This is a genomic window from Paraburkholderia lebeckiae (assembly GCF_050436225.1).
GTDB classification, from domain to species: domain Bacteria; phylum Pseudomonadota; class Gammaproteobacteria; order Burkholderiales; family Burkholderiaceae; genus Paraburkholderia; species Paraburkholderia tuberum.
Window position 1 is genome coordinate 157,059 of sequence record NZ_JBNDLU010000002.1, and the last position, 26,714, is coordinate 183,772.

24 protein-coding genes and 1 riboswitch are annotated in these 26,714 nt (G+C 65.8%); of the genes, 9 read left to right on the plus strand and 15 right to left on the minus strand.

Going from position 1 to position 26,714, the window contains the following annotated elements; all coding sequences use genetic code 11:
• Positions 1–131: 131 nt before the first annotated feature.
• Together OKW45_RS15495 and OKW45_RS15500 are read right to left on the minus strand one after the other, a co-directional pair.
• Positions 132–1,403: a UbiH/UbiF/VisC/COQ6 family ubiquinone biosynthesis hydroxylase gene (locus OKW45_RS15495; RefSeq protein WP_429469655.1), complete on the minus strand. Its 1,272-nt coding sequence runs from the start codon at positions 1,401–1,403 to the stop codon at positions 132–134.
• A 6-nt stretch (positions 1,404–1,409) separates the two neighbouring features.
• Positions 1,410–2,828, minus strand: a complete 1,419-nt coding sequence (locus OKW45_RS15500; RefSeq protein ID WP_429469657.1) for an aminopeptidase P N-terminal domain-containing protein — start codon at positions 2,826–2,828, stop codon at positions 1,410–1,412.
• Between the two features lie 211 nt (positions 2,829–3,039).
• Between OKW45_RS15500 and OKW45_RS15505 the strand changes: the two genes are divergently transcribed.
• Complete coding sequence (locus tag OKW45_RS15505) at positions 3,040–3,654, plus strand: glutathione S-transferase C-terminal domain-containing protein (RefSeq protein ID WP_018421769.1); 615 nt, start codon at positions 3,040–3,042, stop codon at positions 3,652–3,654.
• Between the two features lie 81 nt (positions 3,655–3,735).
• Here OKW45_RS15505 and lnt read toward each other — a convergent pair whose 3' ends face one another.
• The 7 genes from lnt to OKW45_RS15540 form a co-directional block, all read right to left on the minus strand.
• Positions 3,736–5,493 (minus strand): apolipoprotein N-acyltransferase, encoded by a 1,758-nt coding sequence (lnt, locus tag OKW45_RS15510; protein ID WP_429469660.1) that lies wholly within the window; start codon positions 5,491–5,493, stop codon positions 3,736–3,738.
• 118 nt (positions 5,494–5,611) lie between these two features.
• Positions 5,612–6,517, minus strand: a complete 906-nt coding sequence (locus OKW45_RS15515; protein ID WP_018421767.1) for a CorC family transporter — start codon at positions 6,515–6,517, stop codon at positions 5,612–5,614.
• 219 nt (positions 6,518–6,736) lie between these two features.
• Entirely contained in the window at positions 6,737–7,396 is a 660-nt protein-coding gene (locus OKW45_RS15520; protein WP_429469663.1) for a gamma-glutamylcyclotransferase, read from the minus strand.
• A 41-nt stretch (positions 7,397–7,437) separates the two neighbouring features.
• On the minus strand, positions 7,438–7,899 hold the full coding sequence (ybeY, locus tag OKW45_RS15525; protein ID WP_429469665.1) for an rRNA maturation RNase YbeY: 462 nt from the start codon (positions 7,897–7,899) through the stop codon (positions 7,438–7,440).
• Between the two features lie 91 nt (positions 7,900–7,990).
• Positions 7,991–9,067 (minus strand): PhoH family protein, encoded by a 1,077-nt coding sequence (locus OKW45_RS15530; protein WP_018421764.1) that lies wholly within the window; start codon positions 9,065–9,067, stop codon positions 7,991–7,993.
• Positions 9,068–9,110: 43 nt separating this feature from the next.
• Entirely contained in the window at positions 9,111–10,484 is a 1,374-nt protein-coding gene (gene miaB, locus OKW45_RS15535) for a tRNA (N6-isopentenyl adenosine(37)-C2)-methylthiotransferase MiaB (protein WP_429469667.1), read from the minus strand.
• Positions 10,485–10,616: 132 nt separating this feature from the next.
• Complete coding sequence (locus tag OKW45_RS15540) at positions 10,617–11,582, minus strand: LysR family transcriptional regulator (RefSeq protein WP_184058406.1); 966 nt, start codon at positions 11,580–11,582, stop codon at positions 10,617–10,619.
• Between OKW45_RS15540 and OKW45_RS15545 the strand changes: the two genes are divergently transcribed.
• From OKW45_RS15545 to ribB, 4 genes are all read left to right on the plus strand, one after another.
• Positions 11,563–11,805 (plus strand): hypothetical protein, encoded by a 243-nt coding sequence (locus OKW45_RS15545; protein ID WP_429469669.1) that lies wholly within the window; start codon positions 11,563–11,565, stop codon positions 11,803–11,805. The two genes, OKW45_RS15540 and OKW45_RS15545, sit on opposite strands and share 20 nt — an antisense overlap.
• The gene (locus tag OKW45_RS15550; protein WP_429469671.1) at positions 11,774–12,940 is read left to right on the plus strand and encodes an MFS transporter; all 1,167 of its coding nucleotides are present in this window, start codon (positions 11,774–11,776) and stop codon (positions 12,938–12,940) included. The genes OKW45_RS15545 and OKW45_RS15550 overlap by 32 nt, the downstream gene beginning before the upstream one ends.
• Before the next feature lie 130 nt (positions 12,941–13,070).
• Entirely contained in the window at positions 13,071–13,778 is a 708-nt protein-coding gene (locus OKW45_RS15555; protein WP_429469673.1) for a helix-turn-helix domain-containing protein, read from the plus strand.
• Between the two features lie 138 nt (positions 13,779–13,916).
• A riboswitch (FMN riboswitch) is annotated at positions 13,917–14,100 on the plus strand.
• A 147-nt stretch (positions 14,101–14,247) separates the two neighbouring features.
• Positions 14,248–14,967 (plus strand): 3,4-dihydroxy-2-butanone-4-phosphate synthase, encoded by a 720-nt coding sequence (gene ribB / locus OKW45_RS15560; protein ID WP_429469675.1) that lies wholly within the window; start codon positions 14,248–14,250, stop codon positions 14,965–14,967.
• Positions 14,968–15,011: 44 nt separating this feature from the next.
• Here the strand turns inward: ribB and OKW45_RS15565 are convergent, their stop codons facing one another.
• The 3 genes from OKW45_RS15565 to glpD all read right to left on the minus strand — a co-directional run bounded on the left by OKW45_RS15565 (position 15,012) and on the right by glpD (position 19,146).
• Positions 15,012–15,698, minus strand: coding sequence for an HAD family hydrolase (locus OKW45_RS15565; protein ID WP_429469677.1), 687 nt, complete (start codon positions 15,696–15,698; stop codon positions 15,012–15,014).
• Between the two features lie 121 nt (positions 15,699–15,819).
• Positions 15,820–17,319 (minus strand): glycerol kinase GlpK, encoded by a 1,500-nt coding sequence (gene glpK, locus OKW45_RS15570; protein WP_018421757.1) that lies wholly within the window; start codon positions 17,317–17,319, stop codon positions 15,820–15,822.
• Between the two features lie 297 nt (positions 17,320–17,616).
• Complete coding sequence (glpD, locus tag OKW45_RS15575; protein ID WP_429469679.1) at positions 17,617–19,146, minus strand: glycerol-3-phosphate dehydrogenase; 1,530 nt, start codon at positions 19,144–19,146, stop codon at positions 17,617–17,619.
• Positions 19,147–19,345: 199 nt separating this feature from the next.
• Between glpD and OKW45_RS15580 the strand changes: the two genes are divergently transcribed.
• Entirely contained in the window at positions 19,346–19,720 is a 375-nt protein-coding gene (locus OKW45_RS15580; protein WP_429469681.1) for a hypothetical protein, read from the plus strand.
• A gap of 57 nt (positions 19,721–19,777) precedes the next feature.
• Here OKW45_RS15580 and OKW45_RS15585 read toward each other — a convergent pair whose 3' ends face one another.
• The 3 genes from OKW45_RS15585 to OKW45_RS15595 all read right to left on the minus strand — a co-directional run bounded on the left by OKW45_RS15585 (position 19,778) and on the right by OKW45_RS15595 (position 21,910).
• A complete protein-coding gene (locus tag OKW45_RS15585) occupies positions 19,778–20,431 on the minus strand; it encodes a TetR/AcrR family transcriptional regulator (RefSeq protein WP_429469683.1) in 654 nt (217 codons plus the stop codon).
• Positions 20,432–20,624: 193 nt separating this feature from the next.
• Positions 20,625–20,822: a hypothetical protein gene (locus OKW45_RS15590; protein WP_018421753.1), complete on the minus strand. Its 198-nt coding sequence runs from the start codon at positions 20,820–20,822 to the stop codon at positions 20,625–20,627.
• A gap of 308 nt (positions 20,823–21,130) precedes the next feature.
• Complete coding sequence (locus OKW45_RS15595; RefSeq protein WP_026226032.1) at positions 21,131–21,910, minus strand: DeoR/GlpR family DNA-binding transcription regulator; 780 nt, start codon at positions 21,908–21,910, stop codon at positions 21,131–21,133.
• A 327-nt stretch (positions 21,911–22,237) separates the two neighbouring features.
• On the opposite strand from OKW45_RS15595, the gene OKW45_RS15600 reads away from it, so the two are divergent.
• From OKW45_RS15600 to OKW45_RS15610, 3 genes are all read left to right on the plus strand, one after another.
• Entirely contained in the window at positions 22,238–23,878 is a 1,641-nt protein-coding gene (locus OKW45_RS15600; protein WP_429469685.1) for a gamma-glutamyltransferase family protein, read from the plus strand.
• A 185-nt stretch (positions 23,879–24,063) separates the two neighbouring features.
• The gene (locus tag OKW45_RS15605) at positions 24,064–25,434 is read left to right on the plus strand and encodes an MFS transporter (RefSeq protein WP_429469687.1); all 1,371 of its coding nucleotides are present in this window, start codon (positions 24,064–24,066) and stop codon (positions 25,432–25,434) included.
• Between the two features lie 339 nt (positions 25,435–25,773).
• On the plus strand, positions 25,774–26,601 hold the full coding sequence (locus OKW45_RS15610; protein ID WP_429469689.1) for a ferritin-like domain-containing protein: 828 nt from the start codon (positions 25,774–25,776) through the stop codon (positions 26,599–26,601).
• Positions 26,602–26,714 lie beyond the last annotated feature (113 nt).

Here is a 26,714-nt window from a genome sequence, read left to right on the forward strand (position 1 = left end):
CGCGAAATGCGAGGGAAAACGGTTATTTTAGCGTTAACGGGTTGGCGGGACTCGCGAACCGAGTCTTGTAACCCGTTAAATCTTCTATGAAAGTCGCCCGGCTCATAGAACCGCGCAGCGCTTTCTCGCGCTTAACGGCGCTGGCCAAACATCATCTGCCGGGCGAGCGCGGTTTTGACCGGCGGCACGAATTCGAGTGCGGTCAGGGCGAGGCCGCGCAGTACCGCGAGCGGCGCGAAGTCGACGGTAAAGAGACGCGCGAGCGTATCGGTCGAGCCGATCGTCAGGCGCCGGTCGAGCGCGCGGCGTTGCGCGAAGGTGGCGAGCGCGAGCGGGGTCGGGCCTTCGGCCGACAGCGCGTCGACGAGCGCGTGCGCATCGCGCAAGCCCAGATTGAGGCCCTGGCCCGCCACCGGATGCAACGTCTGCGCCGCATTGCCGATCGCGACGATGTGGCCGTTCACGAGCGTGTCGACCGTGTTGAGACCGAGCGGGAACGACGCGCGACCCTGGATGTGCGTAAAGCGACCCATGCGGTTGCCGAACGCGGCGTCGAGCTCGCGGAGGAACGCTTCGTCGGAAAGCTGCGCGCGGCGCGCGGCTTCGTCGGGCGCGCAGCACCAGACGAGCGCGTAGTCGGCACCTCGCACGCCACCCATCGGCAGTAGCGCGATCGGACCTTGCGACGTGAAGCGCTCCCATGCGACGTGCGGCTGCGGCGCGGACACGGTGACCGTGCCGACCAGCGCGGTCTGGCCGTAGTCGCGCGAGCCGGCGCTGGTTTTACCGATGTCGCGTGCGCCGGCGTATTCGTCCGTGGCGCGGCTCGGATTTTTCGCTTGCTTCTGGTCGCCGAACAGGCCGCCCTCGGCGTTGACCAGAATCCGCGTGCGCAACTGGCGCGCGACGCCCGCGGTTTCGATCGGCAGCGTGACGCCGTCGAGCTCCTGAACCGGCGCGCCGGCCGAGGTCGAGCGGAACCAGTGGACCGCCGTCGCATGCACGGCGTCCGCGAGGCCATGCACGATCGAGCCATAGCGCAGCACGTAGCCGAGCGCGGGCAGGCCGTGCTCGCGATGATCGATCAGCGTGCGGCCGAAATGACCGCGTTGCGACACGTGGATGCGCTCGATCGCGGTGGCGTCGGCGGGCCAGCGCAGCGGCTCGAGGATCATCCGGCTGCCGTGCGAGACCGCGATCGCGCGCGGATCGGCGATCGAGTCTTCCGGCTCGCGCGCGTCGACGAGCGCAATCTTCAGCTCGCGCGTCACGCTGCGGCGCGCGAGCCAGCCGGCGAGCGCGAGGCCGACCGGCCCGGCGCCGACGATCGTCACGTCGAAATCGAAACCTTGCTGGTGGGAGGCGGGCCTCAGGATCACTGCCGAGGGAGATGCGTCGTTCATCGCGGATCAGGTCCTCTGTTGATGCGACGCTTGATGGAGGGCTCGTGCTTCCTGCATCAGCGCCTCGATGTCGTCGGCGGCGACCGGCACGTCGCGCGTGATCAGCTCACAGCCGGTCGGCGTCACGATCGCGTCGTCCTCGATGCGGATGCCGATGTTCCAGTAGCGTTCTGGCACACCCTCGGCCGGGCGGACGTACAGGCCCGGCTCGATCGTCAGCGTCATCGACGCGCGCAGCGTGCGCCACGGCAGCGCGCCCGCTTCGTCGCGCGGCGCGCCGCGCTCGCGGTAGTCGCCGCAGTCGTGCACGTCCATGCCGAGCCAGTGGCCGGTGCGGTGCATGTAGTACGGCGCGTAGGCGCGCTCGGCGATCACGTCGTCGACCGAGGCGAACTTCGCGCGCGGCACGATGCCGGTGTCGAGCAGCCCCTGGGACAGCACGCGCAGCGCGGCCTGATGCGGATCGTCGAAGCTCGCGCCGGCGCGCGTCGCGTCGACGGCGGCCTGCTGCGCTGCCAGCACGATGTCGTATAGCTCGCGCTGCGCCGGCGTGAAACGCCCGCTCGCCGGAAACGTGCGCGTGATGTCGGACGCGTAGCCGTCGAGTTCGCAGGCCGCGTCGATCAGGATCAGGTCGCCGTCGCGCGCGATCGCGTTGCCGGCCGGGTAGTGCAGCACGCACGCGTTCGCGCCGGCCGCGACGATCGACGTATAGGCCGGCGCCTGCGCGCCGAGCTTGCGGAACGCGTAGAGCAGTTCGGCCTCGAGTTCGTACTCGCGGATACCGGGCCGGCACACCGCCATCGCGCGACGATGCGCGGCCGCTGAAATCTGCCCTGCGCGGCGCATGATCGCGAGCTCATGGTCGTCCTTGACGAGCCGCATTTCATCGAGCAACGGCAGCAGGTCGCGCGCGGCCGTGGGCGCGACGGTGCCGCCACGGCTTTGCGCGCGCACCGCGTCAAGCCAGCCGCGCACCTGCTCGTCGAAATGCGCCGAGGTGCCGAACGCGTAGTGCAGCGCCGGCTTGTCGGCGATGATGCGCGGCAACTGCGTGTCGATTTCGCCGATCGGGAACGCGGCGTCGAGCCCGAATGCTTCGCGCGCGCCATCGGGGCCGAAGCGGAAGCCTTCCCAGGTCTCGCGCTCGACGCTTTTCTCGCGGCAGAACAGCATCGACGCGGGCGCGCCGGGCGCGGCGCTGGCATCGAGCACCAGCAGCGCTTCGGGCTCGGTGAAGCCGGTCAGATAATAGAAGTAGCTGTCGTGGCGGTACGGGTAGTCAGTGTCGCGGTTGCGCAGCGCTTCCGGCGCGGTCGGGACGATGGCGACGCCGCCGCCCGCGGCGCGCAGCGCGGCGAGAACGCGCTCGCGGCGCGTGCGGTAGACGTCGATGGCGATGGTGGGTTCGGTCGGCTGGTTCATCGTGCGATTGTAGCGCCGCGATTCTCCTGGCCCCATTCTCCTCGCACGACATTGACTCGGTTTGTGCGGCTCCGGACGGCGCGGCGGCCGCCGTCATGTTGCAATCCGTCCACGGCAGCTCGGCGGCCAGTTCGCGAAGATGGCGCCAGCGCGCTCGCGAAAGCCTTAGACCACTTATACTTTCGCCGGATTCAGAAAAAGGCAGAAGATCATGATGAAACTCATCGGTTCGTTCGGCAGCCCGTTCGTGCGCAAAGCACGCATCGTGCTCGCCGATAAGAAGATCGACTACGAACTGGTTCCCGAGAACGTCTGGGCGCCGGATACCCGGATTCACACCTTCAATCCGCTCGGCAAGGTGCCGTGCCTCGTGATGGAAGACGGCGAGGCCGTGTTCGATTCACGCGTGATTTGCGAGTACGTCGATACGCTGTCGCCGGTCGGCAAGCTGATTCCGCCGTCGGGGCGCGAGCGCGTCGCAGTGCGCTGCTGGGAAGCGCTCGCCGACGGCATGCTCGACGCGGCCGTGCTGATCCGTCTCGAAGGCACGCAGCGCGCGCCCGAGCAGCGCGTGGACGCGTGGCTCGCGCGGCAGCAGCGCAAGATCGACGAAGCGCTGATCGCGATGTCGCAAGGGCTCGGCAGCAAGCCGTGGTGCGCGAGCAATCACTACACGCTGGCCGACATCGCGGTGGGCTGCGCGCTTGGCTATCTGGACTTCCGTATGCCGGAACTGAACTGGCGCGAATCGCATCCGAACCTGGACAAGCACTTCCAGAAGCTGTCGCTGCGGCAGTCTTTCATCGATACGGTGCCGAAGGATTGATGAAGCTCGAACGAGCATGAAAAAATGCGCCTGCATGTCAGGCGCATTTTTTTTGCGGGTGTCGTGCCTTTGACGTCGGCGTTACCGCTTGCCGTTGCGTCGCCGCGCGAGCCCCGGTCCGAACGCGAAACCGAACGCGAGCAGCAGCGCTGACACCGCGAGCACCGTGTTGTTGCCGCTCGTCACGTAAGGCGTGTTGCCCGAGGTGCCTTGCACGCTCACGTCGAGCGAACCGACCGTGTAGGGCGTCAGGCGCCCGATCACGCGGCCGTTCGCGTCGATCGCGGCGGTCATGCCGGTGTTGGTTGCGCGCAGCATCGGCCGGCCGGTTTCGAGCGAGCGCATGCGCGCGATCTGCAGATGCTGGTCGAGCGCGATCGTGTCGCCGAACCACGCGAGATTGGTCGAGTTGATCAGCACGCCAGCGGGCGTCGCATTCTCGCGCAGCGTGCGCGCGATCTCCTCGCCGAAGATGTCCTCGTAGCAGATGTTCACCGCGACCGGCTGGTTGTGCACCATGAACGGCTTTTGTACCGGCGGGCCGCGGAAGAAATCGCCGAGCGGAATGTTCATCAGGTTCACGAACCAGCGGAAGCCCCACGGCACGAATTCGCCGAACGGTACCAGATGGTGCTTGTCGTAGCGATAAATCTCGTGCGAGCCGGGCGTGACGCCGAACAGGCTGTTGGTGTAGTCGACCACCCGGCCGTCCGGCGTGATCGTGCCGCCGATCGCGCCGAACAGCAGCGCGCTGCCGGTCGAATCCGTGAAATGGCGGATCGCGGCCGCGAAGTTCGGCGGAAGCTGCTGCGCGAGCACGGGGATCGCGGTTTCCGGCGTGACGATCAGATCGGCCGGCTTCGACGTGATCATCTGCTGATACTCGTCGACCGCCGCGCGCAAGCCGGCTTCCTCGAACTTCATCTCCTGCTTCACGTTGCCTTGCAACAGCCGCACCGACAGCGGCGCGTTGGCGGGCGTGGTCCACTGCACGAGCGGCAGCAGCAGGCCGATCACGAGCAGCGCGAGCGCGACGCCAGCAGGCACCACGATGGGGGCGACGCGCGTGCCGCGGCCCCGCGCGGCGCGACCGCCGGCGTCATCAGCGGCGCAGGCGTTCGGCTCGAGCGATTCATTCGCACGCCCGGAGCGCCACGACGCCAGCAGCGCCAGCAACGCCTGCACGATCAATGCGGCCGTCAGCGCAACCATCCAACCGACGCCATATACGCCGACCACCGGCGCGAACCCCGCCAACGGGCCGTCGACCTGCGCATAACCGGTGGCGAGCCACGGAAAGCCGGTGAACACCGTGCCGCGCAGCCATTCGCCGATCGCCCACGCGCTTGCAAAGGCGAGCGCGCCGTGCCAGGTCGGCGAGAATGGCGCGCGCTCGTCGGCCGCGCCGTTGCGCGCATGGCCCGCGCAGAACGACCACACCCCCGCGGCGAGCGCCGGATAGAGCGCGAGATACAGCGAAAACAGCACGAGCGCGGTGCCGGCGAGCGGTGCCGGCATGCCGCCGTAGTAGTGCATGCTCACATACAGCCACCAGACCCCGCTCACGAAGTTGCCGAAGCCGAACGCGCCGCCCGTCAGCGCGGCGCTTTTCCAGCCGGTGCTGCGCGTGAGCCACGCGAAGAACAACACGAAGATCGCGAGTTGCAGCCAGCCGCCATGCGGCGTCGGCGCGAACGACAGCGTATTGGCCGCGCCCGCGGCCAGTGCGACGAGGTAGTGCCAGCGCGGCAGCGCGCGGCTGCGCGTGCCGTCTTCGGTGGAAGCGGGGGCGGGGGCGCTCACGCCGCGGTGCGAACGGGAAGTGATCGGGTCGGCCATTGTTGCGCGGTCGGCGTGGGTAGTTGAAAGGGCAACTCAGTAGGCAAACGAGTTGGCAAATGCGCCGGCAATGAAAGCGCGCGGGCGCTCAGGCCGTGCATCGGCCCGAGCCGCCGGCTCAGGTCTGCACGTGCTGTGACTCGCGCTCGCGCTGGCCCGCGAGCGGGTCGCGGCGCACCAGCAGCATGTGGATCTGGCGGGCGTCGCCGCGCAGGATCTCGAAGATCAGGTCGTCGAGGCGGACTTTCTCGCCCCGATGCGGCACCCGGCCGAAGTGATGCGTGACCAGCCCGCCGATCGTGTCGACTTCGTCGTCCGAATAATGCGTACCGAACGTGTCGTTGAACTGCTCGATCTCGGTCAGCGCGCGCACGCGGAAGTGTCCGTCCGGCGAAGCGATGATGTTGCCGCTCTCCTCGTCGAAATCGTATTCGTCCTCGATGTCGCCGACGATCTGCTCCAGTACGTCTTCGATCGTGATCAGGCCCGCGACGCCGCCGTACTCGTCGACGACCACCGCGAGGTGGTTGCGGTTCACTCGGAAGTCGTGCAGCAGCACGTTCAGCCGCTTCGACTCGGGGATGAACACGGCAGGGCGCAGCATGCCGCGTACGTCGAACTCTTCTTCGGCGTAGTAGCGCAGCAGATCTTTCGCGAGCAGCACGCCGATGATGTTGTCGCGATTGCCTTCGTAGACCGGATAGCGCGAATGCGCCTTGTCCAGCACGTAGGGGATGAATTCAGCGGGATTGTCCGCGATGTTGATCGCGTCCATTTGCGCGCGCGGCACCATGATGTCGCGTGCGCTCAGTTCCGACACCTGGAACACGCCTTCGATCATCGACAGCGAGTCGGCGTCGATCAGGTTGCGTTCGTGCGCGTCCTGCAGAATTTCCAGAAGTTCGGCGCGCGAGTCGGGCTCGGGCGAGATGAAGTCGGTCAGGCGCTCGAGCAGCGAGCGCTTTTCCTGCGGTTTGTCGAGTTGGCGTCCGGTATGGCGTCGACTGGGATACGTGTCGTTCATGGTAGTGCGCCCGGCGAGACTGGGCGCGCTGTTGCAGAGCGTTAAGGATACACCAGGCGCATGGCGGAACCGTGTCCCGCCGGGCCGGGCGATGAGCGAAGCCAGGGTGAAACGGCCCCGCCGCGACGGTGGAGCGTTGAATCATCCTAACCGATTACGCGGGCAAAAGCGCTCGCTGGCGAAAAAGTCGCGGGTGGGGTTTTCGCCGAGATGCCGCGGTTACACGGCCGGCTTGCAGCGCGCGAGCAGCGCTTCGAGCGCGCGGTCCGGCATGCCGCTTTCGCGCAGCGCGTGCACGGTGCGGCTCACGTAATCGAAGGTCGTGCCGTAGCGGCCGCTCGCGCAGCCCAGCACGGTCTGGATGATGTCGTCGCGCAGCTTGCCGGTGTAGCTCGGCACGTCGCGGCGCATCACGAATGTGAGCGCGTCGACGCGCCGGCCGTCCGCGAGCACGCACGGAAGCCACGCGGGACGGTACGAGCCCATCGGCATTTCGCGGCGCCACAGTGCTTCGAGATGCGGCCTCGAGCCATCGGCCGCGAGCCGGAAGGCCATGCCGGTGCACGAGCCGCCCCGATCGAGCGCGAGCACGAGGCCGGGCTGCTCTGGCGTGCCGCGATTGACTCGCGACCACAGATAGAGGCCGCGGTGATAGCCGTGCACCTTCGAGCGCATCGCCTCGACGGTCGGCAGGCCCGGGTTCCAGATCAGCGAGCCATAGCCGAACAGCCACAGATCGCTTTGGCGGTCCCAGCCGCGCAACGTGGATTCGAGCGACGCGCGTAGTTCGTCGTCCGTCAGGAGCCGCGAGTCGCCGAGCACCGGCGGGTAGTCCGGACAGCGGACGGGGATATCGGCTTCGGGGGACGGAGTGCTCACGGTGGGTTCGGTTGGGCTGGCGTCGAGGAGGGGCGGAACGCCTATTGGTAAGGGTCCGGAAAGCCGAGCTTGCCGAGTATTTCGGTTTCGATCGCTTCCATTTCCTCGGCTTCTTCTTCGACCTCGTGGTCGTAGCCCTGTGCATGCAGCGTGCCGTGCACGAGCAGGTGCGCGTAATGCGCGGCGAGCGGCTTGCCCTGCTCGGCGGCTTCCTTCTCGACCACCGGGCAGCACAGAATCAGATCGCCCGTGACCGGATCATCTTCCGATTCGGCATAGGCGAAGGTCAGCACGTTGGTCGCGTAATCCTTGCCGCGATAGGTGCGATTCAGCGTGCGGCCTTCTTCGGCGTCGACGAACCGAACCGTCAGTTCGCCGTCCGCGAACAGCGCCGCCTTGATCCAGCCGGCCACCGTCGCGCGCGGCAGCAGCGCCTTGTGTTCCCGCCAGGCTTTGGCGGCGGGGAATTGCAGGCTCAACGTCAATTTCGGGGTGCGGCTCATGCGGTTTCTATGCGTGGCATTCCTGGCTCAGTCGTTTTTTTTGCGGCGAGCGGCGAGGCGACGCGGGCCTCGCGCTGCGAAGCGCATCGCTTTAGCGCGGATCGACCGCGGCCTGCGACTTCTGCGCATGCGCATCGTACGCCTCCACAATTCGCGCGACCAGCGGATGCCGCACCACGTCCGCGCTCGTGAAACGCGTGAGCGCGATGCCGCGCACGTCAGCGAGCACCTGCTGCGCTTCGATCAGGCCGCTCTTCTGGCCGCGCGGCAGGTCGACCTGGGTCGTGTCGCCGGTGACGACCGCCTTCGAGCCGAAGCCGATTCGCGTGAGGAACATCTTCATCTGCTCGGGCGTGGTGTTCTGCGCCTCGTCGAGGATGATGAACGCGTGATTCAGCGTGCGGCCGCGCATGTACGCGAGCGGCGCGATTTCGATCATCTGCCGCTCGAACATCTTTGCGGTTTTGTCGAAGCCGAGCAGGTCGTACAGGGCGTCGTAGAGCGGGCGCAGATACGGATCGACTTTCTGCGCGAGATCGCCCGGCAAAAAGCCGAGCCGCTCGCCCGCCTCGACCGCCGGACGCGTCAGCACGATGCGCTTGACCTGGTCGCGCTCGAGCGCGTCGACCGCGCAGGCCACCGCGAGGTAGGTCTTGCCGGTGCCGGCCGGGCCGACGCCGAACGTGACGTCGTACGACACGATCTGCTTCAGGTACTCGCGCTGCGCCGGCGTGCGGCCGCGCAGATCCGCGCGTCGCGTGTACAGCTTCGGGCCGTATTCCTCGAAGTCGTCCTCGCTCGCATTGGCGTCGGCGGGCTGGTCGAACGGGTGATCGGGATTGCCGGCGAAGTGCGCGTCGACGGTGTCGCCATTGCCGTTGCCATTCGGGCGATGACGCGCCGGATGGCGCACTTCGACGAGCGCGAGCTGGATGTCGTCGACCGACAAAGGCTCGCGCGCGTTGTTGTAGAAGTTTTCGAGCGCGGTGAGCGCGAGTTTCGCGCCGCGCCCGCGGATCGCGATGCGGTGGCCGCGGCGCTGCAGGGTTACGTCGAGCGCCTGCTCGATCTGCCGCAGATTTTCGTCGAGCGGTCCGCAGAGGTTGGCGAGCCGCGCATTATCTTCGCGCGGTGCGGTGAATTCCAGATGCTGCTGAGTGGTCTTCAAGGCGGTGAGTCGATCCTGTCGGTTGCGGTACTCAGAATGTCGTTCAGTGCGTCGTCGCGGCGCTGTCGTCGTGAACCATCACGAGTTCACCACGCAGCGAGTGCGGATACGCGTGCACGATCTTCACGTCGACCATCTGACCGATCAGCCGTGCATGCGACGCGACCGGCGCCGGGAAATTGACGACGCGGTTGTTCTCGGTGCGGCCCGCGAGCTCGTTCGGGTCCTTGCGCGCCGGGCGCTCGACCAGAATGCGTTCGACCTTGCCGACCATCGCGTCGCTGATGCGCTGCACGTTCTCTTCGATCGTGGCCTGCAGATGTTGCAGGCGCTTGAGCTTCACCTCGCGCGGCGTGTCGTCGTGCAGGTTCGCGGCCGGCGTACCGGGACGCGGGCTGTAGATGAACGAGAAGCTCGTGTCGTACTTCATCTCTTTGACGAGCGCCATCGTCTTCGCGAAGTCTTCCTCGGTCTCGCCGGGGAAGCCGACGATCATGTCCGTCGACAGCGACAGGTCCGGGCGGATCGCGCGCAGCTTGCGGATCACCGATTTGTACTCGAGCACGGTGTAGCCGCGCTTCATCGCCATCAGGATGCGGTCGGAGCCGTGCTGCACCGGCAGATGCAGGTGGCTGACGAGCTTCGGCACCTTCGCATAGGTGTCGATCAGGCGCTGCGTGAACTCCTTCGGATGCGACGTCGTGTAGCGGATCCGTTCGATGCCGGGAATGTCCGCGACGTATTCGATCAGCGTCGCGAAGTCGGCGATCTCGGTCGAACCCACGGTCAGCGCTCCACGATAAGCGTTGACGTTCTGGCCAAGCAGCGTGACTTCGCGCACGCCCTGTTCGGCGAGACCGGCGATTTCGGTCAGCACGTCGTCGAGCGGACGCGACACTTCCTCGCCGCGCGTGTACGGTACGACGCAGTAGCTGCAGTACTTGCTGCAGCCCTCCATGATCGACACAAACGCGCTCGGACCTTCGACGCGCGCCGGCGGCAGGTAATCGAACTTCTCGATTTCGGGAAACGAAATGTCGACCTGCGCGCGGCCGCTTGCGCGGCGCTCGTCGATCATCTGCGGCAGGCGGTGCAGCGTTTGCGGACCGAACACGATATCGACGTACGGCGCGCGCGCGACGATCGATGCGCCTTCCTGACTCGCGACGCAGCCACCCACGCCAATGATCAGATTCGGATTCGCGTCCTTCAGCTCGCGTACGCGGCCGAGGTCGGAGAAGACTTTTTCCTGCGCCTTTTCGCGCACCGAGCAGGTATTGAACAGGATCACGTCGGCGTCTTCCGGCGTGTCGGTCTTGACGAGTCCTTCAGCGGCACCGAGCACGTCGACCATCTTGTCGGAGTCGTACTCGTTCATCTGGCAGCCAAAGGTCTTTACAAAAACTTTCTTGGTCATCGAATTTCGCCGGTCGCAGTGGTTAACCTGGGGGCGTCGTAAAAAGGTGAAGGAGGCCGCGGCGCGGGACAGCGCGGCGCGTGATGGCCGGCTTGCGCGTGTCGTTGCAGCGTAACTGCATATTATAGCCCTTCACGCAACGGGGGTTTCGGCGCTCATTGGCCGGTCCGGCGGCAGTCCCAGCAGGCTTTCCAGTTCATCCGACACCTGCGCGAAGCGCTCGGCGAGGAAATCGAGCAGCACGCGCACGCGCGGCGCCATGAAGCGGTTGCGGTGATACAGCGCGTGCAGTGGGGCATCGGGGTAGCGCCATTCCGGCAGCAGGATCTTCAGGCGACCGGCGCGCAGGTCCGCTTCCACGTCCCACATCGATTTGATCGCGATGCCGTAGCCGCGCAGCGCCCATTCGCGCGCGACCGCGCCGTCGTTGGTTTCGCGCGCCGCTTCGAACGGCACGCTGTAGTGCTGCACCTCGTCACCGCGCGTGAAGCGCCATTCGCTGGCCGGCCCCGATGCGGTGCCGAGCACGATGCAGTCGAAATTGGCGAGGTCGAGCGGGTCCTTCGGCTCGCCGCGACGCCCGACGTATTCCGGTGATGCGCACAGCACCCGCCGGTTCGGCGCGAGCCGGCGCGCGACCAGCGAGCTGTCCTGTGGCACGCCGAAGCGGATCGCCAGGTCGATGTCCTCCTGCACGAGATTGGCCAGCGCATCCGACAGCGTCAACGCGAACGTCACGTCCGGGTACAGCGCGTTGAATTCGTCGAGCCAGTGCATCAGCAGGTTGCGGCCGAAGTCCGAGGTCGCCGACACCCGCACCTTGCCGCGCACGACGCCCTGGCCCGCTTGCAGCGCGGCTTCGGCGTCGTCCAGCGATTGCAGCGCCTGGCGACAGCAGTTCAGGTAGAGGCGGCCTTCGTCGGTGAGCCGTAGCTGCCGCGTGGTGCGCTCGAACAGGCGCGCTTTGAGCCTCGCTTCCAGTTTCGCGAGCCGCGCGCTCGCCGCGGCGGGTGTCAGGCCCATCTTGCGGCCCGCCGCCGACAGGCTGCCTTGCTGCGCCGCTTCGACGAAGAGGCGGATGTCGCCGAGGTTATCCATCGCTGGCTTTCAAGCAGAATTTGAAAATGCTTCAAATGCTACGCCAATTATCAAATTGGCATCACGCCGCGACAATGCAGCCGTCGCAACTCCGCTGCTGTCCTTCGCCATGCAACTCGATCACGCGACCATCGTCACCGCGCCAGGCCTATCAACCCAAACCCTGATCCCATCATTCCCGGAGCGGAAAAATGCCCATTCCATTACTCGCGCTCGCGATTAGCGCCTTCGCCATCGGTACGACCGAATTCGTCATCATGGGCCTGTTGCCCGAAGTGGCGCGCGATCTGGCCGTGTCGATCCCGTCCGCTGGCCTGCTCGTCAGCGGCTACGCGCTCGGCGTCGCGGTCGGCGCGCCACTGCTCGCGGTAGTCACGAGCAGGATGTCGCGCAAGTTCGCGCTGCAGCTGCTGATGGGCGTGTTCATCGTCGGCAATGTGTTGTGCGCGGTGGCGCCGGGCTATTCGGTGCTGATGATCGCGCGCGTCGTGACCTCGTTCGCGCACGGCTCGTTCTTCGGCATCGGCGCGGTGGTCGCGGCCTCGCTCGTGCCGGCCGAAAAGCGCGCGAGCGCGATCGCGCTGATGTTCACGGGCCTAACGCTCGCGAACGTGCTCGGCGTGCCGTTCGGCACCTTCATCGGCCAGCAGTTCGGCTGGCGCGCGGCGTTCTGGATCGTCAGCGGCTTCGGCGTGCTGTCGCTCGCGGGCATCAGCGCGCTGGTGCCGAACCGCCACGACACCGGTCCCGCCGGCCTCGCCAACGAAGTGCGCGTGCTGAAGGACCCGCAAGTGTGGACCGCCCTCGCGATGACGGTGCTCGGCTTCGGGGGTGTGTTCGTCGTGTTCACCTATATCGCGCCGATCCTCGAGCAGGTGAGCGGTTTTTCGCCGCGCGGCGTGACGCTGATCCTCGTGCTGTTCGGCGTGGGCCTGACGGTCGGCAACATGATCGGCGGCAAGCTTGCGGACCGCGCGCTGATGCCCTCGCTGATGGGCATTCTCGCCGCGCTCGCGGTCGTGATGGCGATCTTCGCGCGCACCAGCCATTCGCAAGCGGCTGCCGCGATCACGGTGTTCGTGTGGGGCATCGCGGCGTTCGCGACGGTGCCCCCGTTGCAGATGCGCGTTGTCGCGAAGGCGGCCGCCGCGCCGAATCTCGCGTCGACGCTGAACATCGGTGCGTTCAACGTCGGCAATGCGGCGGGTGCGTGGCTCGGCGGTCTCGTGATCAATCACGGTCACGCGCTCGATACCTTGCCGTGGGTCGCGGCCGCGGTCAGCGTCGCCGCGCTGCTGCTGACGTGGTTCGCGGCGCGCATGGATGCGCCGGCGCGCACGCTCGCGCAAAGCGCGTGAGTCGTCAGTTGCTTGCCTCCGCCATGCTGATAACAGTGTGAAGATAACTTCGTTGGGTGCGACGAAAGCCGATGCTATCTTGCTTCCACTTACTGCTCTTGCGCCGCCTGGCGGCGCTCTGGAGGCCAATATGCATTCCCCGCTCGCGCTGGTCCGCGATTCGTCGGCCGATGCCGATACCGATGCGGCGGCGCGCTCCGCCGAACCCTTCGATGCGCTCGAACAGTTGGTCGGCGTGAATCTGGCGCGGCTGCGCGCCGAACGGCAGCTTTCGCTCGATGCGCTGGCGCGCGCGTCAGGCGTGTCGCGCGCGATGCTCGCGCAGATCGAGTCGGCGCGCAGCGTGCCGTCGATCAAGGTGCTGTGCAAGGTGGCGGCGGCGCTGAAGGTGTCGGTGGCGGCGTTCCTGCGGCGTCACGCGACCAACGGCTTCGAGCATCTGCCGGCCGAGCGCTCGGCCCGCGTGGTCAGCGCGAACGGTCGCTACTCTGTGCGACCGCTGCATCCCGACGACGAGTCGATCGCCGTCGAGTTTCACGAACTGCGGATCGCCCCGCTGCATACCGAAGCGGGCGTGCGCCGCGCGCCTGGCACGACGGTGAATCTGGTGGTCAGCGACGGTACGCTCGAAGTCAGCGTGCACGACCAGCGTCAACTGCTCGCGACCGGCGACGCGATCTTGTTCGACGCCGACCAGCCGCATAGCCTGCGCAATCCCGGCGACACCGAGGCGCGCGCGTTTAGCGTGACGCTGCGGGCTGAGACGCCGCCGCGCTGGGAAGTGCCGGCCGCGGGCGCCGCACGCGACGAAGCCGGGCGCGAAGGCGTGCCGGGTTGAGAATCGACGGCGTCCGAGGTTCAAGCGCGGGTCAGGGCGTCGATGCAGGTCCAATGCAGTGAGTAGGGTCTTTGTTCGTCGCGCTGCAGCGCTCGCGCGACTGTTGTATGCTTCGCCCGCCGGTCGAACCGGCAATCAGTGCGTCTTCAGGGCGGGGTGAAATTCCCCACCGGCGGTAGGCCGGCAGCGCGACAGCGTGAGCCGGCAAGCCCGCGAGCGCCCGCATCGCTTAGCCTTCGGAATAGCGGAGACAGCGGCGGGGTCAGCAGATCTGGTCAGAAGCCAGAGCCGACGGTCATAGTCCGGATGGAAGAAGATGTGCAGACAGTCATGTGCGTTCCGCGACGCCGCCTGTAGCCGGGTGGCGTATCAGCGTCCGCTTTCGCGCGGCGCCTGGGCGGCGCGTGTCAGTCTGTTTGCAATGCCCTGAAACGTTTCTCGCCCAACTTTTGCGATGAGCGTTTCAACCATGTCCTTTGCTACTTTTCCCGCTCCGTCGACGATTGCAGACGATGCCTTCGCCGATCTCCCGCTGCTGGCCACCGAAGCCGTTCCGCCGCGTATCGCCGCCGCCTTGCAGGCGCTGCGCGAGGGCCGCGCCGTGGTGCTGCAGGACGACCACGACCGCGAGAACGAAGCCGATCTGATCGTCGCGGCCGAGCGCCTGTCGGTCGAAACGATGGCGCTGCTGATCCGGGAATGCAGCGGCATCGTCTGCCTGTGCCTGCCCGACGACAAGATCCGCGCGCTCGAACTGCCGCCGATGGCCGTCGACAACGAAAGCCGTCACGGCACCGCGTTCACGGTATCGATCGAAGCGCGCGAAGGCGTCAGCACCGGCGTGTCCGCGCAGGATCGCGTGACCACGATCCGCGCCGCGATCGCCGATACGGCCAAACCCGCCGACATCGTGCGCCCCGGCCACGTGTTCCCGCTGCGCGCGATGCCGGGCGGCGTGCTGGCGCGGCGCGGCCACACCGAAGGCACCGTCGATCTGGCGATTCTCGCGGGCCTGAAGCCGGCCGGCGTGCTGTGCGAACTGATGAACGCCGACGGCACGATGACGCGCGGCGCGGACGTCGAGCGCTTCGCCGCGCAACATGATCTGCCGATGCTGACGATCGCCGAGCTGGTCGAGTTTCGCGAGTCGCTCGCGCAGGTGCGCGAGGGCGCGACGGCCGAGGCTTGACGGGCCATCCATCGAGCGGCGCGCGACGCCATGACGCAAAACCGCTACGACTGCACGTCGCCGAATTCGCCGCACACGCCCGCCTCGATGAGCGCCGGCAGTTCATCCATATGCCTGGTGATTCGCGTGATACCCATCGCGCGCAGCGCATCCGCGTAGCCGTCCGGAATATGGCTCGCGCCGACGAACGCGATCGTCTTCATGCCGGCCGCGCGCGCCGCGGTCAACCCCGCGATGCTGTCCTCGACGACGAGGCAACGCGCCGGCTCGACGCCAAGCGTCGTGGCCGCGAACAGATAGACGTCCGGATACGGCTTCGGCCGCGCGACCTGCTCGGCGCTGAACACGCGCTCGCCGAAAATCTGCTGCAGACCCGCGCGCCGTAGCGATGCGGCGACGCGCGACATACGGCTGTTCGACACGACCGCTGCCGGCAGCGTCACTCGTTGCAGCGCGTCGCGCACGCCGTGGATCGGACCGAGCGACGCGGCGAGCGCGAGCTCGACATGGTGCTCGATCGTGTCGAGGAAGTTCACAGGCAGCGTGATGTCGAACCGCGTTTCGAGGCCGGCGAGAAAGCGCGAGGTTTGCTGTCCGAACGCGGTTTTGACGACGGGGGCGAAATCGATGCCGGGGAAGGTGGCCGTCAGCGTGTCGAACATCACGCGATCGGCGATGACTTCACTGTCGACGAGCACGCCGTCGCAGTCACAGATGAGGTGGTCGATCATGCCTGAAAAACGGTAAGCGCAAAGCGCGCGGGCGGCGGGTTGCGGGCCCGCGCGCCGGGACGAAAAGCGTCATCATACGTGCTTTCGGACCACGTCCTTTTGGGGTTCTGCGCCCGCGGCCTTACGGCGTATCGGCCCAGGCCTTCGCCGCGCGGATCGCGCGCTGCCAGCCATCGAGGCAGGTCCTGACCTCCGCATGCGGTAGCGCCGGCGTGAAGCGGTGCTCGAGCTTCCACTGGCTTTTCAACTCGTCGATGTCCTTCCAGTAGCCCACCGCAAGACCGGCCAGATAGGCGGCGCCGAGTGCAGTCGTCTCGGACACCTGGGGGCGCACCGTGTCGACGCCGAGGATGTCGGCCTGGAACTGCATCAGCAGATTGTTCGCGCAGGCGCCGCCATCCACGCGCAACTCGCCGATGCGAATGCCCGAGTCGGCTTCCATCGCCTTCAGCACATCGAGCGATTGATAGGCGATCGAATCGAGCGCCGCGCGCGCGATATGCGCGGAGGTCGTGCCGCGCGTGACGCCGAACAGCGTGCCGCGCGCATGCGGATTCCAGTGCGGCGCGCCGAGGCCGGCGAAGGCGGGCACGAGATACACGCCGTCGCAATGCGGCACGCCGCGCGCGAGCGTTTCGATTTCCGCCGCGTTCCTGATGATGCCGAGGCCGTCGCGCAGCCACTGCACCACGGCGCCGCCAATGAAGATGCTGCCTTCGAGCGCGTAGTCGATACGCTCGCCGATCTGCCAGGCGATCGTCGTGACGAGATTGTTCTTCGATTCGATCGGTTTGGCGCCCGTGTTCATCACGAGGAAGCAGCCGGTGCCGTAGGTGTTCTTGACCATGCCGGACTCGGTGCACATCTGGCCGAACAGCGCGGCGTGCTGATCGCCGGCGATGCCCGCGAGTGGAATCTTCGACGCGAACACGGTGGTCACCGTCGGTCCATACACCTCCGACGACGGCCGTACTTCCGGCAGCATGCTGCGCGGAATGTCGAGCGCGGCGAGCAGTTCGTCGTCCCACTTCAGGGTGTGGATGTTGAACAGCATCGTGCGCGATGCATTGGTCACGTCGGTGACGTGCAGCGCGCCCTTCGTGAAATTCCACATCAGCCAGCTGTCGACGGTGCCGAACGCGAGCCGGCCCTGACGCGCTTTTTCGCGCGCGCCTTCGACGTTGTCGAGAATCCAGCGGATTTTGGTCGCCGAGAAATACGAGTCGATCGGCAAGCCGGTCTTCGCGCGCACGCTCGCTTCGAGACCCTGCGCTTTCAGGTCGTCGCAGAAGTCGGCGGTGCGGCGGTCCTGCCAGACGATCGCGTTGTAGATCGGGTGGCCGGTTTCGCGATCCCACACGATCGTGGTTTCGCGCTGGTTCGTGATGCCGATCGCCGCGATCGACGTGCCGTTCATGCCGGCTCGCGTGACCGCTTCGGCGGCGACGCCGGCCTGCGTCGACCAGATTTCCTGCGGATCGTGCTCGACCCAGCCCGGGTGCGGGTAGATCTGCTGGAATTCCTTTTGTGCGGTCGACACGACGTTGCCGCGCCGGTCGAACAGCATCGCGCGCGAGCTGGTGGTGCCTTGGTCAAGCGCGAGAACGTACTGATCCAGCATTGTCTCTTCTCCATGCATGTTACGGATCGCCGGATTGCTGGCCGGCGATGCGAGCGGCGTGTTGTTGTGAGCGGGCCGCCATAGTGTGAGGGCGCGTGCCGGTGTCGTCCAGCCGAAGCTGCGGTGGGGCCGGCCCCGGGACGCGCGGATGGCGTGCGCCGTTTCTACGGGCTCGGGACGCGCGGATGGCGTGCGCCGTTTCTACGGGCTCGCGCCGTTTGGTTCACCCGGCATTGGCGCCGCGTTGTGTTTGCCGCCGCTTTTGTTGGGGAATGCCAGTTTGCCCGGCCGGCCCGCCTACGCGCTCTGCCGGGCCGGTTCGTGCGCGAACCACGCGTCGATATCGCGCGTAACCTCATCGAGCGTGCCCGGCTCGACGTGCAGGCCGAGCTTCGAGCGCCGCCACAGCACGTCCTGCGCGGTGCGCGCCCATTCGGTATCGCGCAGATAAACCAGCTCGGCTTCGTGCAGTCCCGGCGCGAACTCGCGACCGAGCTCGGCGCGCGAGCGCGCGAGGCCGATCACGCGATTCGCGCGCGTGCCATACGCGCGCGCGAGCCGATGCGCGAGCGACGCCGGCAGCCACGCATGCTCGCGCGAGAACTCACCGAGGAAGCGATTGAAGTTCGCCTGTGCGATGTCGCCGCCCGGCAGCGGCGCGTCGACGGTCCACGCGGACCCGCCGTGGCGCAGCGCGTCGGTGAGCGTATCGACGGCCTGCTCGGCGAGCTTGCGAAACGTCGTGATCTTGCCGCCGAACACCGACAGCAGCGGCGCCTGTTCCGCGGGCGCGTCGAGTTCGAGCGAGTAGTCGCGCGTGACCGCCGACGGATTGTCCGCGTTCTCGTCCTCCAGCAGCGGGCGTACGCCCGAATAGCTCCAGCGCACGTCGGCCGGCGAGATCTTCTGCCTGAAGTAGCGGTTGATCGAATCGCACAGATACTGCGTTTCGTTGGCGTCGATCGCGACTTGCGACGGGTCGCCGCGATATTCGAGGTCGGTGGTGCCGATCAGCGTGTAGTCGTGCTCGTAGGGAATCGCGAAGATGATCCGCTTATCGGCGTTCTGGAAGATGTACGCATGGTCGTGCTCGAACAGGCGCCGCGTGACGATGTGGCTCCCCTTGACGAGCCGCACGCTATGCGACGATGGCCGGCCGAGCGCGCCCTTCAGCAATTCGCCGACCCACGGGCCCGCCGCGTTCGCGATCGCGGCGGCGCGCACGTCGAGCGTCGTGCCGTCCGCGCGTTGCAGTTGCGCGCGCCACTCGCCGCCGGCGCGCTCTGCGTTGACCAGCTTCGTGCGCGTGAGGACCGTCGCGCCGCGCTCGTGCGCGTCGAGCGCGTTCAGGACGACGAGGCGCGCGTCGTTGACCCAGCCGTCCGAATAAACGAAGCCGCGCTTGATCGTTTCGACGAGCGGCGCGCCGGCTGGATGCCGGCTCATCACGATGCCGCGCGAGCCCGGCAGCAACTCGCGTTTGGCCAGATGGTCGTACAGGAACAGACCCGCGCGGATCAGCCAGGCGGGGCGCAGATCCGGCATATGCGGCATCACGAAGCGCAGCGGCCAGATGATGTGCGGCGCCGCGCGCAGCAGCGTCTCGCGCTCCTGCAGCGCCTTGCGCACGAGCCCGAACTCGCGGTACTCGAGGTAGCGCAGGCCGCCGTGGATCAGCTTGGTACTCGCCGACGAGGTGTGCGCGGCCAGATCGTCCTGCTCGCACAGCAGCACCGCCAGGCCGCGGCCGGCCGCGTCGCGGGCGATGCCGGCGCCGTTGATCCCGCCACCGACGACGAGCAAATCGTATTTCGTGCCTTGCGTCACCTGCTGAGCCTCTGCATCGAATCTGGGAGTAAGTTGGGAAACGAATTGAATGAATCATGTTCGATTTCGAACTTTAATGAACATATTCGAAAAAGTAAAGTTCGCTTGGACCCGAGCAAGCCTGGGTCGAATGGCACGGGAGTGGCGCAATACGCGACCGCGGACGATACTCTCGGCAGCAGCCATTTCGAGGTGATGTATGCGTGGACTTTTGATGATCGGCGCGGCCGCGCTTCTGGCGGGATGCGTGAGTACGCCAAGTCTGGAAGGGACGAGGGGCGCAACGTCGTTCGAGGCGTTGCAGAAGATGTGCTCGCCGCAAACCGTCGACTACGGCAGCGACGCGCAGATCGTCTATGAGATGTTCTTCGATGCCTATGTGGCGAACCGGCGCGGCCGGCTGTCGAACGACGACTTCTGCGCGTTCCAGGCATCGATCGCGCAGCGCCATGCGAGCGAGGCGACGAGCAGCGATCCGAAAGTGCGCAACCAGTGGGTCGAGTTCTTCAACGAGCAGCGCGCAAGGGCGATCAGCTGGCGTGCGAGTGCCGATCCGACCTTGCGTAACGGGTGAGCGGCAGCGGCTCGACCGGCGAGCGTCACTCTCGCGCCGCCCGCCCGGCGCACCGGTTCACTTGTGCGGCGCCAACGCTCCGCGCCACAGCATGCGCAAAATCTGCGCGAACACGGCTTCACGTGATGGCTGCGGCGCTCCGTCGCCGACGGAATCCGCCTGTTGCGCGGCCGACGGCGGTAGCTGGTTCGCGAGCGCGAGCATCGTGAAGCCGTGCAGGCTCGTCCAGTACGCATAGCCGATCAGGCGCGGATCGCCTTCGAGAACACCCGCCTCGACGAGCCGCTCGAAGTGCGCTTCCAGCAGACGCCACGCGCGCTGCGACGCCGCGGCCAGTTCAGGGTAAGCGCCCTGCTGTTGCGGCGTCTGATCGAACATCAAACGGTAGGCGTGCGGTTCATCGAGCGCGAAGTCGACGTAGGCTCGGCTGACGGCGCTGTGATCGATGGCGGGGGCGTTCGCGGGGATGCCGCGCGCGGCCGCTTCGAGGCGCGCGGCGAAGCGGTTGAACGCGGCGGCGCGGACCATCGCCAGAATTTCTTCCTTGTCGCGGAAATAGCGATACGGTGTCATTGCGCTGCAGCCGAGCTCCTTCGCCAGCTCGCGCATCGTCACGCCTTGCGCGCCGCGGGTTGCAAATGCGTTTTCGGCGACGCGTCGCATGGCTTCGCGAAACTGCTGGATGTCGTCGGCGGAGAGCGTCTTGGGCATGCGCGAGGGCGGGAAGTCCGTCGCGTGAATTTACTGTGTAAATGAGATGCGCACAACAAAGGGCCGCGAATGCAGCTCGCTGTCAGGGGAAATGAACGATACGAGCCCGGCAGTCGCGAGCGAAGCGCGCGGCGCATCCGCCAAGGCGGCGCGGATACGCCGCCAACGGCTCTCGGATCGAACGAAGGGAATCTCAGGAAAAACGTTTGATGGCCCGCAATGCGGTGTCGCCGGTTTCGGTCACGCGCCATTCTTCGTTGCCCGATGCGAGGCGCTCGAGTTGCACCAGTTGGCGTTCGAGCAACGCATCGAGTTCTTCTCGGCCCATTTCGACCTGGTTGGGGGCGTCCTTGACTAGCAACAACGTGGCGAATTCATGCGGACTCAGCATCGTTCTCTCCATGTCAGCAAATTGCGGACAGCCTTGCAGTCGACCGGCAGGCCGGGGCGGGGTCCGCTAAAGGATCAGTGCGGGAGGTACGGCTCACACGACAGATTCACACAACCGACGCGGTGCGAAACTCGCAACGCACGTTGGGGAACTGGAGTGTAGGCGAGCACCGATGAAACGCCAACCCGGTCCCCGTAAATTTTCCATTTGACAATTGGACGTGCGTTAGGCGGTCCGGCCCCGCGGCCAAATTCATGATTTCACGCGAGGTTTTGCGTGCGCCGCAGCATGGCGGAGATCGCCTGTAATTATCCGGCGATATAGATTTGACAATTCGCGGCGTTCAGCGCCTCGGCCATGTCGGCGGGCGGCGCGGCGTCGGTGAACAACGCGTCGATCTGCTCCAGATGTCCCTGGCGGACTAGCGCCGGGCGGCCAAACTTGGAGTGATCGGCGGCGAGGAACACGGTGCGTGCGTGCTGAATGATCGCCTCGGCGACACGCACTTCACGCGTGTCGAAATCGCGCAGCGTACCGTCCGTTTCGATGCTCGACGTGCCGATAATCGCGAAATCGACTTTGAACTGCCGGATGAAGTCGATCGCCAATTCACCGACGATGCCCTTATCCCACGGCCGCACGATGCCCCCCGTCACCAGCACTTCGCAATCCGGGTAGCCGCTCATCATGCTCGCGACGTTCAGATTGTTCGTGATCACGCGCAGTTCACGGTGACGGTTCAGCGCGCGTGCCACTTCCTCGGTGGTCGTGCCGAGGTTGATGAAGAGCGATGCCTGATCGGGAATGTGAGTGGCGACTAGCGCCGCGATGCGTCTTTTCTCTTCATGAAACATGCGCTGGCGCGCGGTGTAGGAGACGTTCTCGGAACTGGTCGGCAGACTGGCGCCGCCGTGATAGCGGCGCAGCAGATTCATATCGGCGAGCCAGTTGACGTCGCGGCGGATCGTCTGCGGGGTGACGTCGAAGTGGCTCGCGAGGTCGTCCACGGTCACGAAGCCGTCGCGTTGCACCCACTCCAGCAATTCCTGTTGCCGGGCGTTGAGAGTCAGGCGGGGGTCTCGTGTCATGTGTCTCGTGTGGTGGCTGTCGTGGCGGCGTGGTCCGTCGCGATCATCGAGCGACTGGCAGGAAGCCCGCCGTCGACGAACGCGATTGCGGCTATTGTAAGACCATCGCGCCCCATGTCCGCCAACTGGCGCCCTCGCCGCGAACGCTCTGAACCTGCTCGAACCTTCATTCAGGCGCAATACGCATTTATTCATTTGATAAATGAATTTGTTTTTTGGCGCGCTTCGCGATGCAATCCGGGGTTCCGCGATTTACCTGCCTTACAACTTTTCCCATGATGTCCGGCGACTTTTTCGTGCCGGCCCGCGCTTTCGAGAGTGTTCGACATGACTGGCTTCAGCAACTGGCAAAACCCTTATCCGACGCAACGTCTGCCCGTATTCGCACGCAATATCGTTTCGACCTCGCATCCGCTCGCGGCGCAGGCCGGGCTGCGCATGTTGTGGAAGGGCGGCAATGCCGTCGACGCGGCCATCGCGGCCGCCGCAGCGATCACAGTGGTCGAGCCGGTGTCGTGCGGCCTGGGCGGCGATGCGTTCGCGCTCGTGTGGGACGGCAGGAAGCTGCATGGTCTGAACGCGTCGGGCGTGTCGCCGGCTGCGTGGAACGTCGATTACTTCAAGCGCAAATACGGCGAGGAAAACGGCTTCGCGAAACAGCCGAAGCGTGGCTGGGACGCCGTCACGGTGCCGGGCGTGATCGCCGGTTGGGAAGCGCTGCACCAGAAGTTCGGCAAGCTGCCATTCGCCGACCTGATGGAGCCGGCCATCGAGATCGCCGAGCGCGGTCACGCGGTGGCGAGCATCGTCGCGTACAAATGGGCGGCCGCGGTGCCGGAACTGAAGGATCAGCCGGGCTTCGCGCAGACCTTCATGCCGCGCGGCCGCGCGCCTGAGGTCAGCGAGCTGGTGCGCTTCCCCGGTCACGCGAAGACGCTGCGCCTGATCGCCGAGCAGGGCCCGCGCGCGTACTACGAAGGCGAGATCGCCGAGCGGATCGCCGCGTTCGCACGCGAAGGCGGCGCCGCGCTGAGCGCCGACGATCTCCGCAACTACCGCGCGGACTGGGTCGAGCCGATCGGCAAGGACTATCGCGGCTACACCGTGCATGAGATTCCGCCGAACGGCCAGGGCATCGCGGCGCTGGTTGCGCTCGGCATCCTCGAGAAGTTCGACGTGGAGTCGCTGAAGGTCGACAGCGTCGAGTCGCAGCATCTGCAGATCGAAGCGATGAAGCTCGCGTTTGCCGACCTGTATCGGTATGTGGCCGATCCGCGGTCGATGGAAGTCACGCCCGAGCAGATGCTAGACGACGCGTACCTGAGCTCGCGCGCCAAGCTGATCGATCCGAAGCGGGCGACGCACTTCGACTTCGGCATGCCGAAGGCGGGCGGCACCATCTACATGTCGGCCGCGGACGAGAGCGGCATGATGGTCAGCTTCATCCAGTCGAACTACATGGGCTTCGGCTCGGGTGTGGTGGTGCCGGACAGCGGCATCGCGCTGCAGAACCGCGGCTGCGGCTTCTCGATGGATCTGAAGTCGCCGAACGTCGTCGAGGGCGGCAAGCGGCCGTTCCACACGATCATCCCGGCGTTCCTCACCCAGCAGGTGAACGGCCAGCAGGAAGCGGTGATGAGCTTCGGCGTGATGGGCGGCGACATGCAGCCGCAAGGCCATCTGCAAACGGTGGTGCGCATGCTCGATTACGGTCAGCAGCCGCAGGCCGCGTGCGACGCGCCGCGCTGGAAGGTCAACCGCGACTTCACGGTCGATATCGAGTCGACGCTCGATCCAAAGACCACCGAGGGCCTGCAGAAGCTCGGCCACACGATCAAGTCGGTCGACGATCCGTACATGGACTTCGGCTCCGGCCAGTTCATCTGGAAACTCGATCGCAACGAGCCGGAGCGCGGCTACGTGGCGGCCAGCGACAGCCGCCGCGACGGTCTCGCCGCCGGCTTCTAGGCCACAACGAGGCAACGCCCGGGGCCGAGGTCCGCACCGGGACTCAGGTCCGGCACCCGGGTAACACGTAACGAACGCGCGGCATGCCGTATGCCGCGCTATTGCGCGCTCGCCAGCCGCCTCGCTGGCCCAGGCGGTGCCGCACCTACGACAGCTATCACGCAGCAGACAGGCAGGAGACCATCATGAACACCCCCGCGTCGCACTCGACGAGCGCTTCCCCCCACGCCGCGCCGCTTTCGAAAGCGATGGTGCGGCGGATCGTTTTCTCGTCGTCGATCGGTAACGCGCTCGAGTGGTTCGACTTCCTGGTCTACGGCTACTTCGCGACGATCATCGCGAAACAGTTCTTCCCGATGCAGGACGAGTGGCTGTCGACGCTGCTCGCGATCGCCACTTTCGGCCTCTCGTTCCTGATGCGCCCGCTCGGCGCGATCGTGCTCGGCGTATACGGCGACCGCAAGGGCCGCAAGGCGGCGCTCACGCTCGCGATCGCGCTGATGATGGTCGGTACTTTCACGATGGCCGTGATGCCGCCGTTTTCGACCATCGGTCTCGCGGCGCCGCTGCTGGTGCTGCTGGCGCGGCTCGTGCAGGGCTTCGCGGTCGGCGGCGAGTTCGGCAGCGCGACCGCGTTCATGGTCGAGCACACCGCGACCCGGCGCGGCTACTACGCGAGCTGGCAGTTCGCGAGCCAGGGTCTCGCGGCGATCACCGCGGCGGCCTTCGGTTCGCTGTTGACCGCGTGGCTGCCGGCCGAGCATCTGAACAGCTGGGGCTGGCGTGTGCCGTTCGTGTTCGGTCTGCTGGTCGGGCCAGTTGGCTACTACATCCGCTCGCATCTCGACGAGACGCCCGAATTCCTCGCATTGCGAGAAGAACGCGCGGTTCGCGAGGCGGCTGGCGAGCACAACGTCGTCAGCGGAACGAAGGACGCGTCGTTCTCGAATCAGTGGGTCAACCTGCTGCTCGCGATCGGCATGGTTGCGCAGTCGACGGTCGGCGTGTACGTGCTGCAGCTCTACATGCCGCTTTACGCGGTCAAGCAGCTGCATATGGCGGCGGCTGCGTCGTTCGGCGTGGTCGTGCTGAACGGCGGCATGCAGTTCATCTTCTCGCCGATCATGGGCGCGCTGTCCGATCGCATCGGCCGAATTCGCATCATGCTGAGCACGTCGATCCTGATGGGCCTGCTGATCTATCCGATGTTCGCATGGCTGCAGACACATCCGACGATTGGCTGGCTGCTCGTGCTGCAAGGCGTCGCCGGTATTTTCAAGGCCTCGTACTCGGGGCCGATGCCCGCGCTGATGTCGGAGATCTTCCCGACCCAGGTGCGCTCGACTGGCCTTTCAATCGGTTACAGCATCGGCGTGACGATCTTCGGCGGTTTCGCGCCGACCATCGTCGAAACCTTCATTCATTTGACCGGCGACAAACTCGCGCCAAGTTATTACGTCCTGCTTGCGGCGGTGCTCTCGGGCGTATCGCTGATCATCGTCGCGCTGCGCATGCGTCGCGTGCGTCCCATCGCGGGCGAAGTCCAGCCTGCCTGAGGAAGAGAGGCCTCGCCTGGAGGGCCCGCCCGTGTCCCCGACCCCGCCGGGTCTGATGTCTGTCCGAAAAGCCAGCCTTTTGGGCGGGCTTTTTTTTTTGCCTTGCGCACATGTTTTAACACGTTGGAAGATTTCGACTATCTTGAAATCGGAACTGCGTCGATGCGGCATGGTCTGTGCTGTGTGATCTGCATGGTCGGATATCTCCGGCTACCATGCAGAGTACAAGGGCCCAACTCTAATTCACGGCGTTGTATCCGACACGCAGAAACATCACGGCGAGCGCGGTGGCAGTTGCAAAGAACTCCACGGGTCGGTACAGCATGGGAGCAAGACACGATGCACACAGAGCTGAACCATGTCATGCCCTGGCGGATCGAAGACATCGATCTGACGCGCATTGACCGTCAGAAGGCCGCGGCCAACGAGGACCTGCTGCTGTTGCTGTGCGCGGCTTCGTTCATCGAAAGCGGCACCGATCTCTACACCAGCAATCTGAGTACATTTTTCAACGACGACCCTGAGGTCTCGGCCTGGCTCAACCACGAGTGGGAGCCCGAGGAAATGCAGCACGGCCGGGCGCTGAAGACCTATATCGCGTATGTATGGCCCGAGTTCGACTGGGACTCCGCGTTCCGCAATTTCATGGGCGAGTATTCGCTCACGTGCTCTGTCGAGGATTTCGAAAAGACCCGCGCGCTGGAGATGGTCGCGCGTTGCGTAGTCGAGACGGGTACCGCGACGCTGTACCGCGCGATCAACGAGTGCTCGGACGAAGCGGTGCTCAAGCAGATCACCGACAACATCCGCACCGACGAAGTCCGTCACTACAAGCACTTTTTCAGGTATTTCAAGAAGTACAACCGGATCGAGGGCAACGGTCGGCTCGCGGTGCTCGGCGCGTTGATGCGTCGCGTGATGGAGATCAAGAACGAAGACTCGGAGATCGCGTTGCGGCACGTGTTCGCGATTCGCTATCCGGAGCGCGTGCACGACTCCGCGTATAACCGCGAGCGCGCGGCGCGCATCAACAAGCTGGTGCGCCGCAATCTGTCCGCCGACATGTGCGTGAAGATGCTGCTCAAGCCACTCGATCTGCCGGCGCGCATTCAGCCGGGCGTGCATTATCCGCTCGCGAAGATCACGCAACACGTATTCTTTCGCTGAGCCATCGATCGTTGCGCGAGGCATCGGCTGAATGCAACTGCAACGACCTGACGAAACGAACCAGAGCCCGCTCATGCGGGCTTTGGTTTTTTCGAGGCATGATGGAGCTTTAC

Bases quoted from the DNA above. Each gene is read 5' to 3' on its own strand.
- OKW45_RS15515 (WP_018421767.1), bottom strand. From the start codon at position 6,517: ATGAACGACACGTATCCCAGTCGACGCCATACCGGACGCCAACTCGAC.
- OKW45_RS15550 (WP_429469671.1), top strand. From the start codon at position 11,774: ATGCCCATTCCATTACTCGCGCTCGCGATTAGCGCCTTCGCCATCGGT.
- OKW45_RS15505 (WP_018421769.1), top strand. From the start codon at position 3,040: ATGATGAAACTCATCGGTTCGTTCGGCAGCCCGTTCGTGCGCAAAGCA.
- OKW45_RS15585 (WP_429469683.1), bottom strand. From the start codon at position 20,431: ATGCCCAAGACGCTCTCCGCCGACGACATCCAGCAGTTTCGCGAAGCC.
- OKW45_RS15495 (WP_429469655.1), bottom strand. From the start codon at position 1,403: ATGAACGACGCATCTCCCTCGGCAGTGATCCTGAGGCCCGCCTCCCAC.
- OKW45_RS15610 (WP_429469689.1), top strand. From the start codon at position 25,774: ATGCACACAGAGCTGAACCATGTCATGCCCTGGCGGATCGAAGACATC.
- OKW45_RS15565 (WP_429469677.1), bottom strand. From the start codon at position 15,698: ATGATCGACCACCTCATCTGTGACTGCGACGGCGTGCTCGTCGACAGT.
- OKW45_RS15590 (WP_018421753.1), bottom strand. From the start codon at position 20,822: ATGCTGAGTCCGCATGAATTCGCCACGTTGTTGCTAGTCAAGGACGCC.
- OKW45_RS15555 (WP_429469673.1), top strand. From the start codon at position 13,071: ATGCATTCCCCGCTCGCGCTGGTCCGCGATTCGTCGGCCGATGCCGAT.
- OKW45_RS15540 (WP_184058406.1), bottom strand. From the start codon at position 11,582: ATGGATAACCTCGGCGACATCCGCCTCTTCGTCGAAGCGGCGCAGCAA.
- lnt (WP_429469660.1), bottom strand. From the start codon at position 5,493: ATGGCCGACCCGATCACTTCCCGTTCGCACCGCGGCGTGAGCGCCCCC.
- glpK (WP_018421757.1), bottom strand. From the start codon at position 17,319: ATGCTGGATCAGTACGTTCTCGCGCTTGACCAAGGCACCACCAGCTCG.
- ybeY (WP_429469665.1), bottom strand. From the start codon at position 7,899: ATGAGCCGCACCCCGAAATTGACGTTGAGCCTGCAATTCCCCGCCGCC.
- ribB (WP_429469675.1), top strand. From the start codon at position 14,248: ATGTCCTTTGCTACTTTTCCCGCTCCGTCGACGATTGCAGACGATGCC.
- OKW45_RS15600 (WP_429469685.1), top strand. From the start codon at position 22,238: ATGACTGGCTTCAGCAACTGGCAAAACCCTTATCCGACGCAACGTCTG.
- OKW45_RS15500 (WP_429469657.1), bottom strand. From the start codon at position 2,828: ATGAACCAGCCGACCGAACCCACCATCGCCATCGACGTCTACCGCACG.
- OKW45_RS15545 (WP_429469669.1), top strand. From the start codon at position 11,563: ATGTCGCCGAGGTTATCCATCGCTGGCTTTCAAGCAGAATTTGAAAAT.
- OKW45_RS15595 (WP_026226032.1), bottom strand. From the start codon at position 21,910: ATGACACGAGACCCCCGCCTGACTCTCAACGCCCGGCAACAGGAATTG.
- OKW45_RS15580 (WP_429469681.1), top strand. From the start codon at position 19,346: ATGCGTGGACTTTTGATGATCGGCGCGGCCGCGCTTCTGGCGGGATGC.
- miaB (WP_429469667.1), bottom strand. From the start codon at position 10,484: ATGACCAAGAAAGTTTTTGTAAAGACCTTTGGCTGCCAGATGAACGAG.
- OKW45_RS15605 (WP_429469687.1), top strand. From the start codon at position 24,064: ATGAACACCCCCGCGTCGCACTCGACGAGCGCTTCCCCCCACGCCGCG.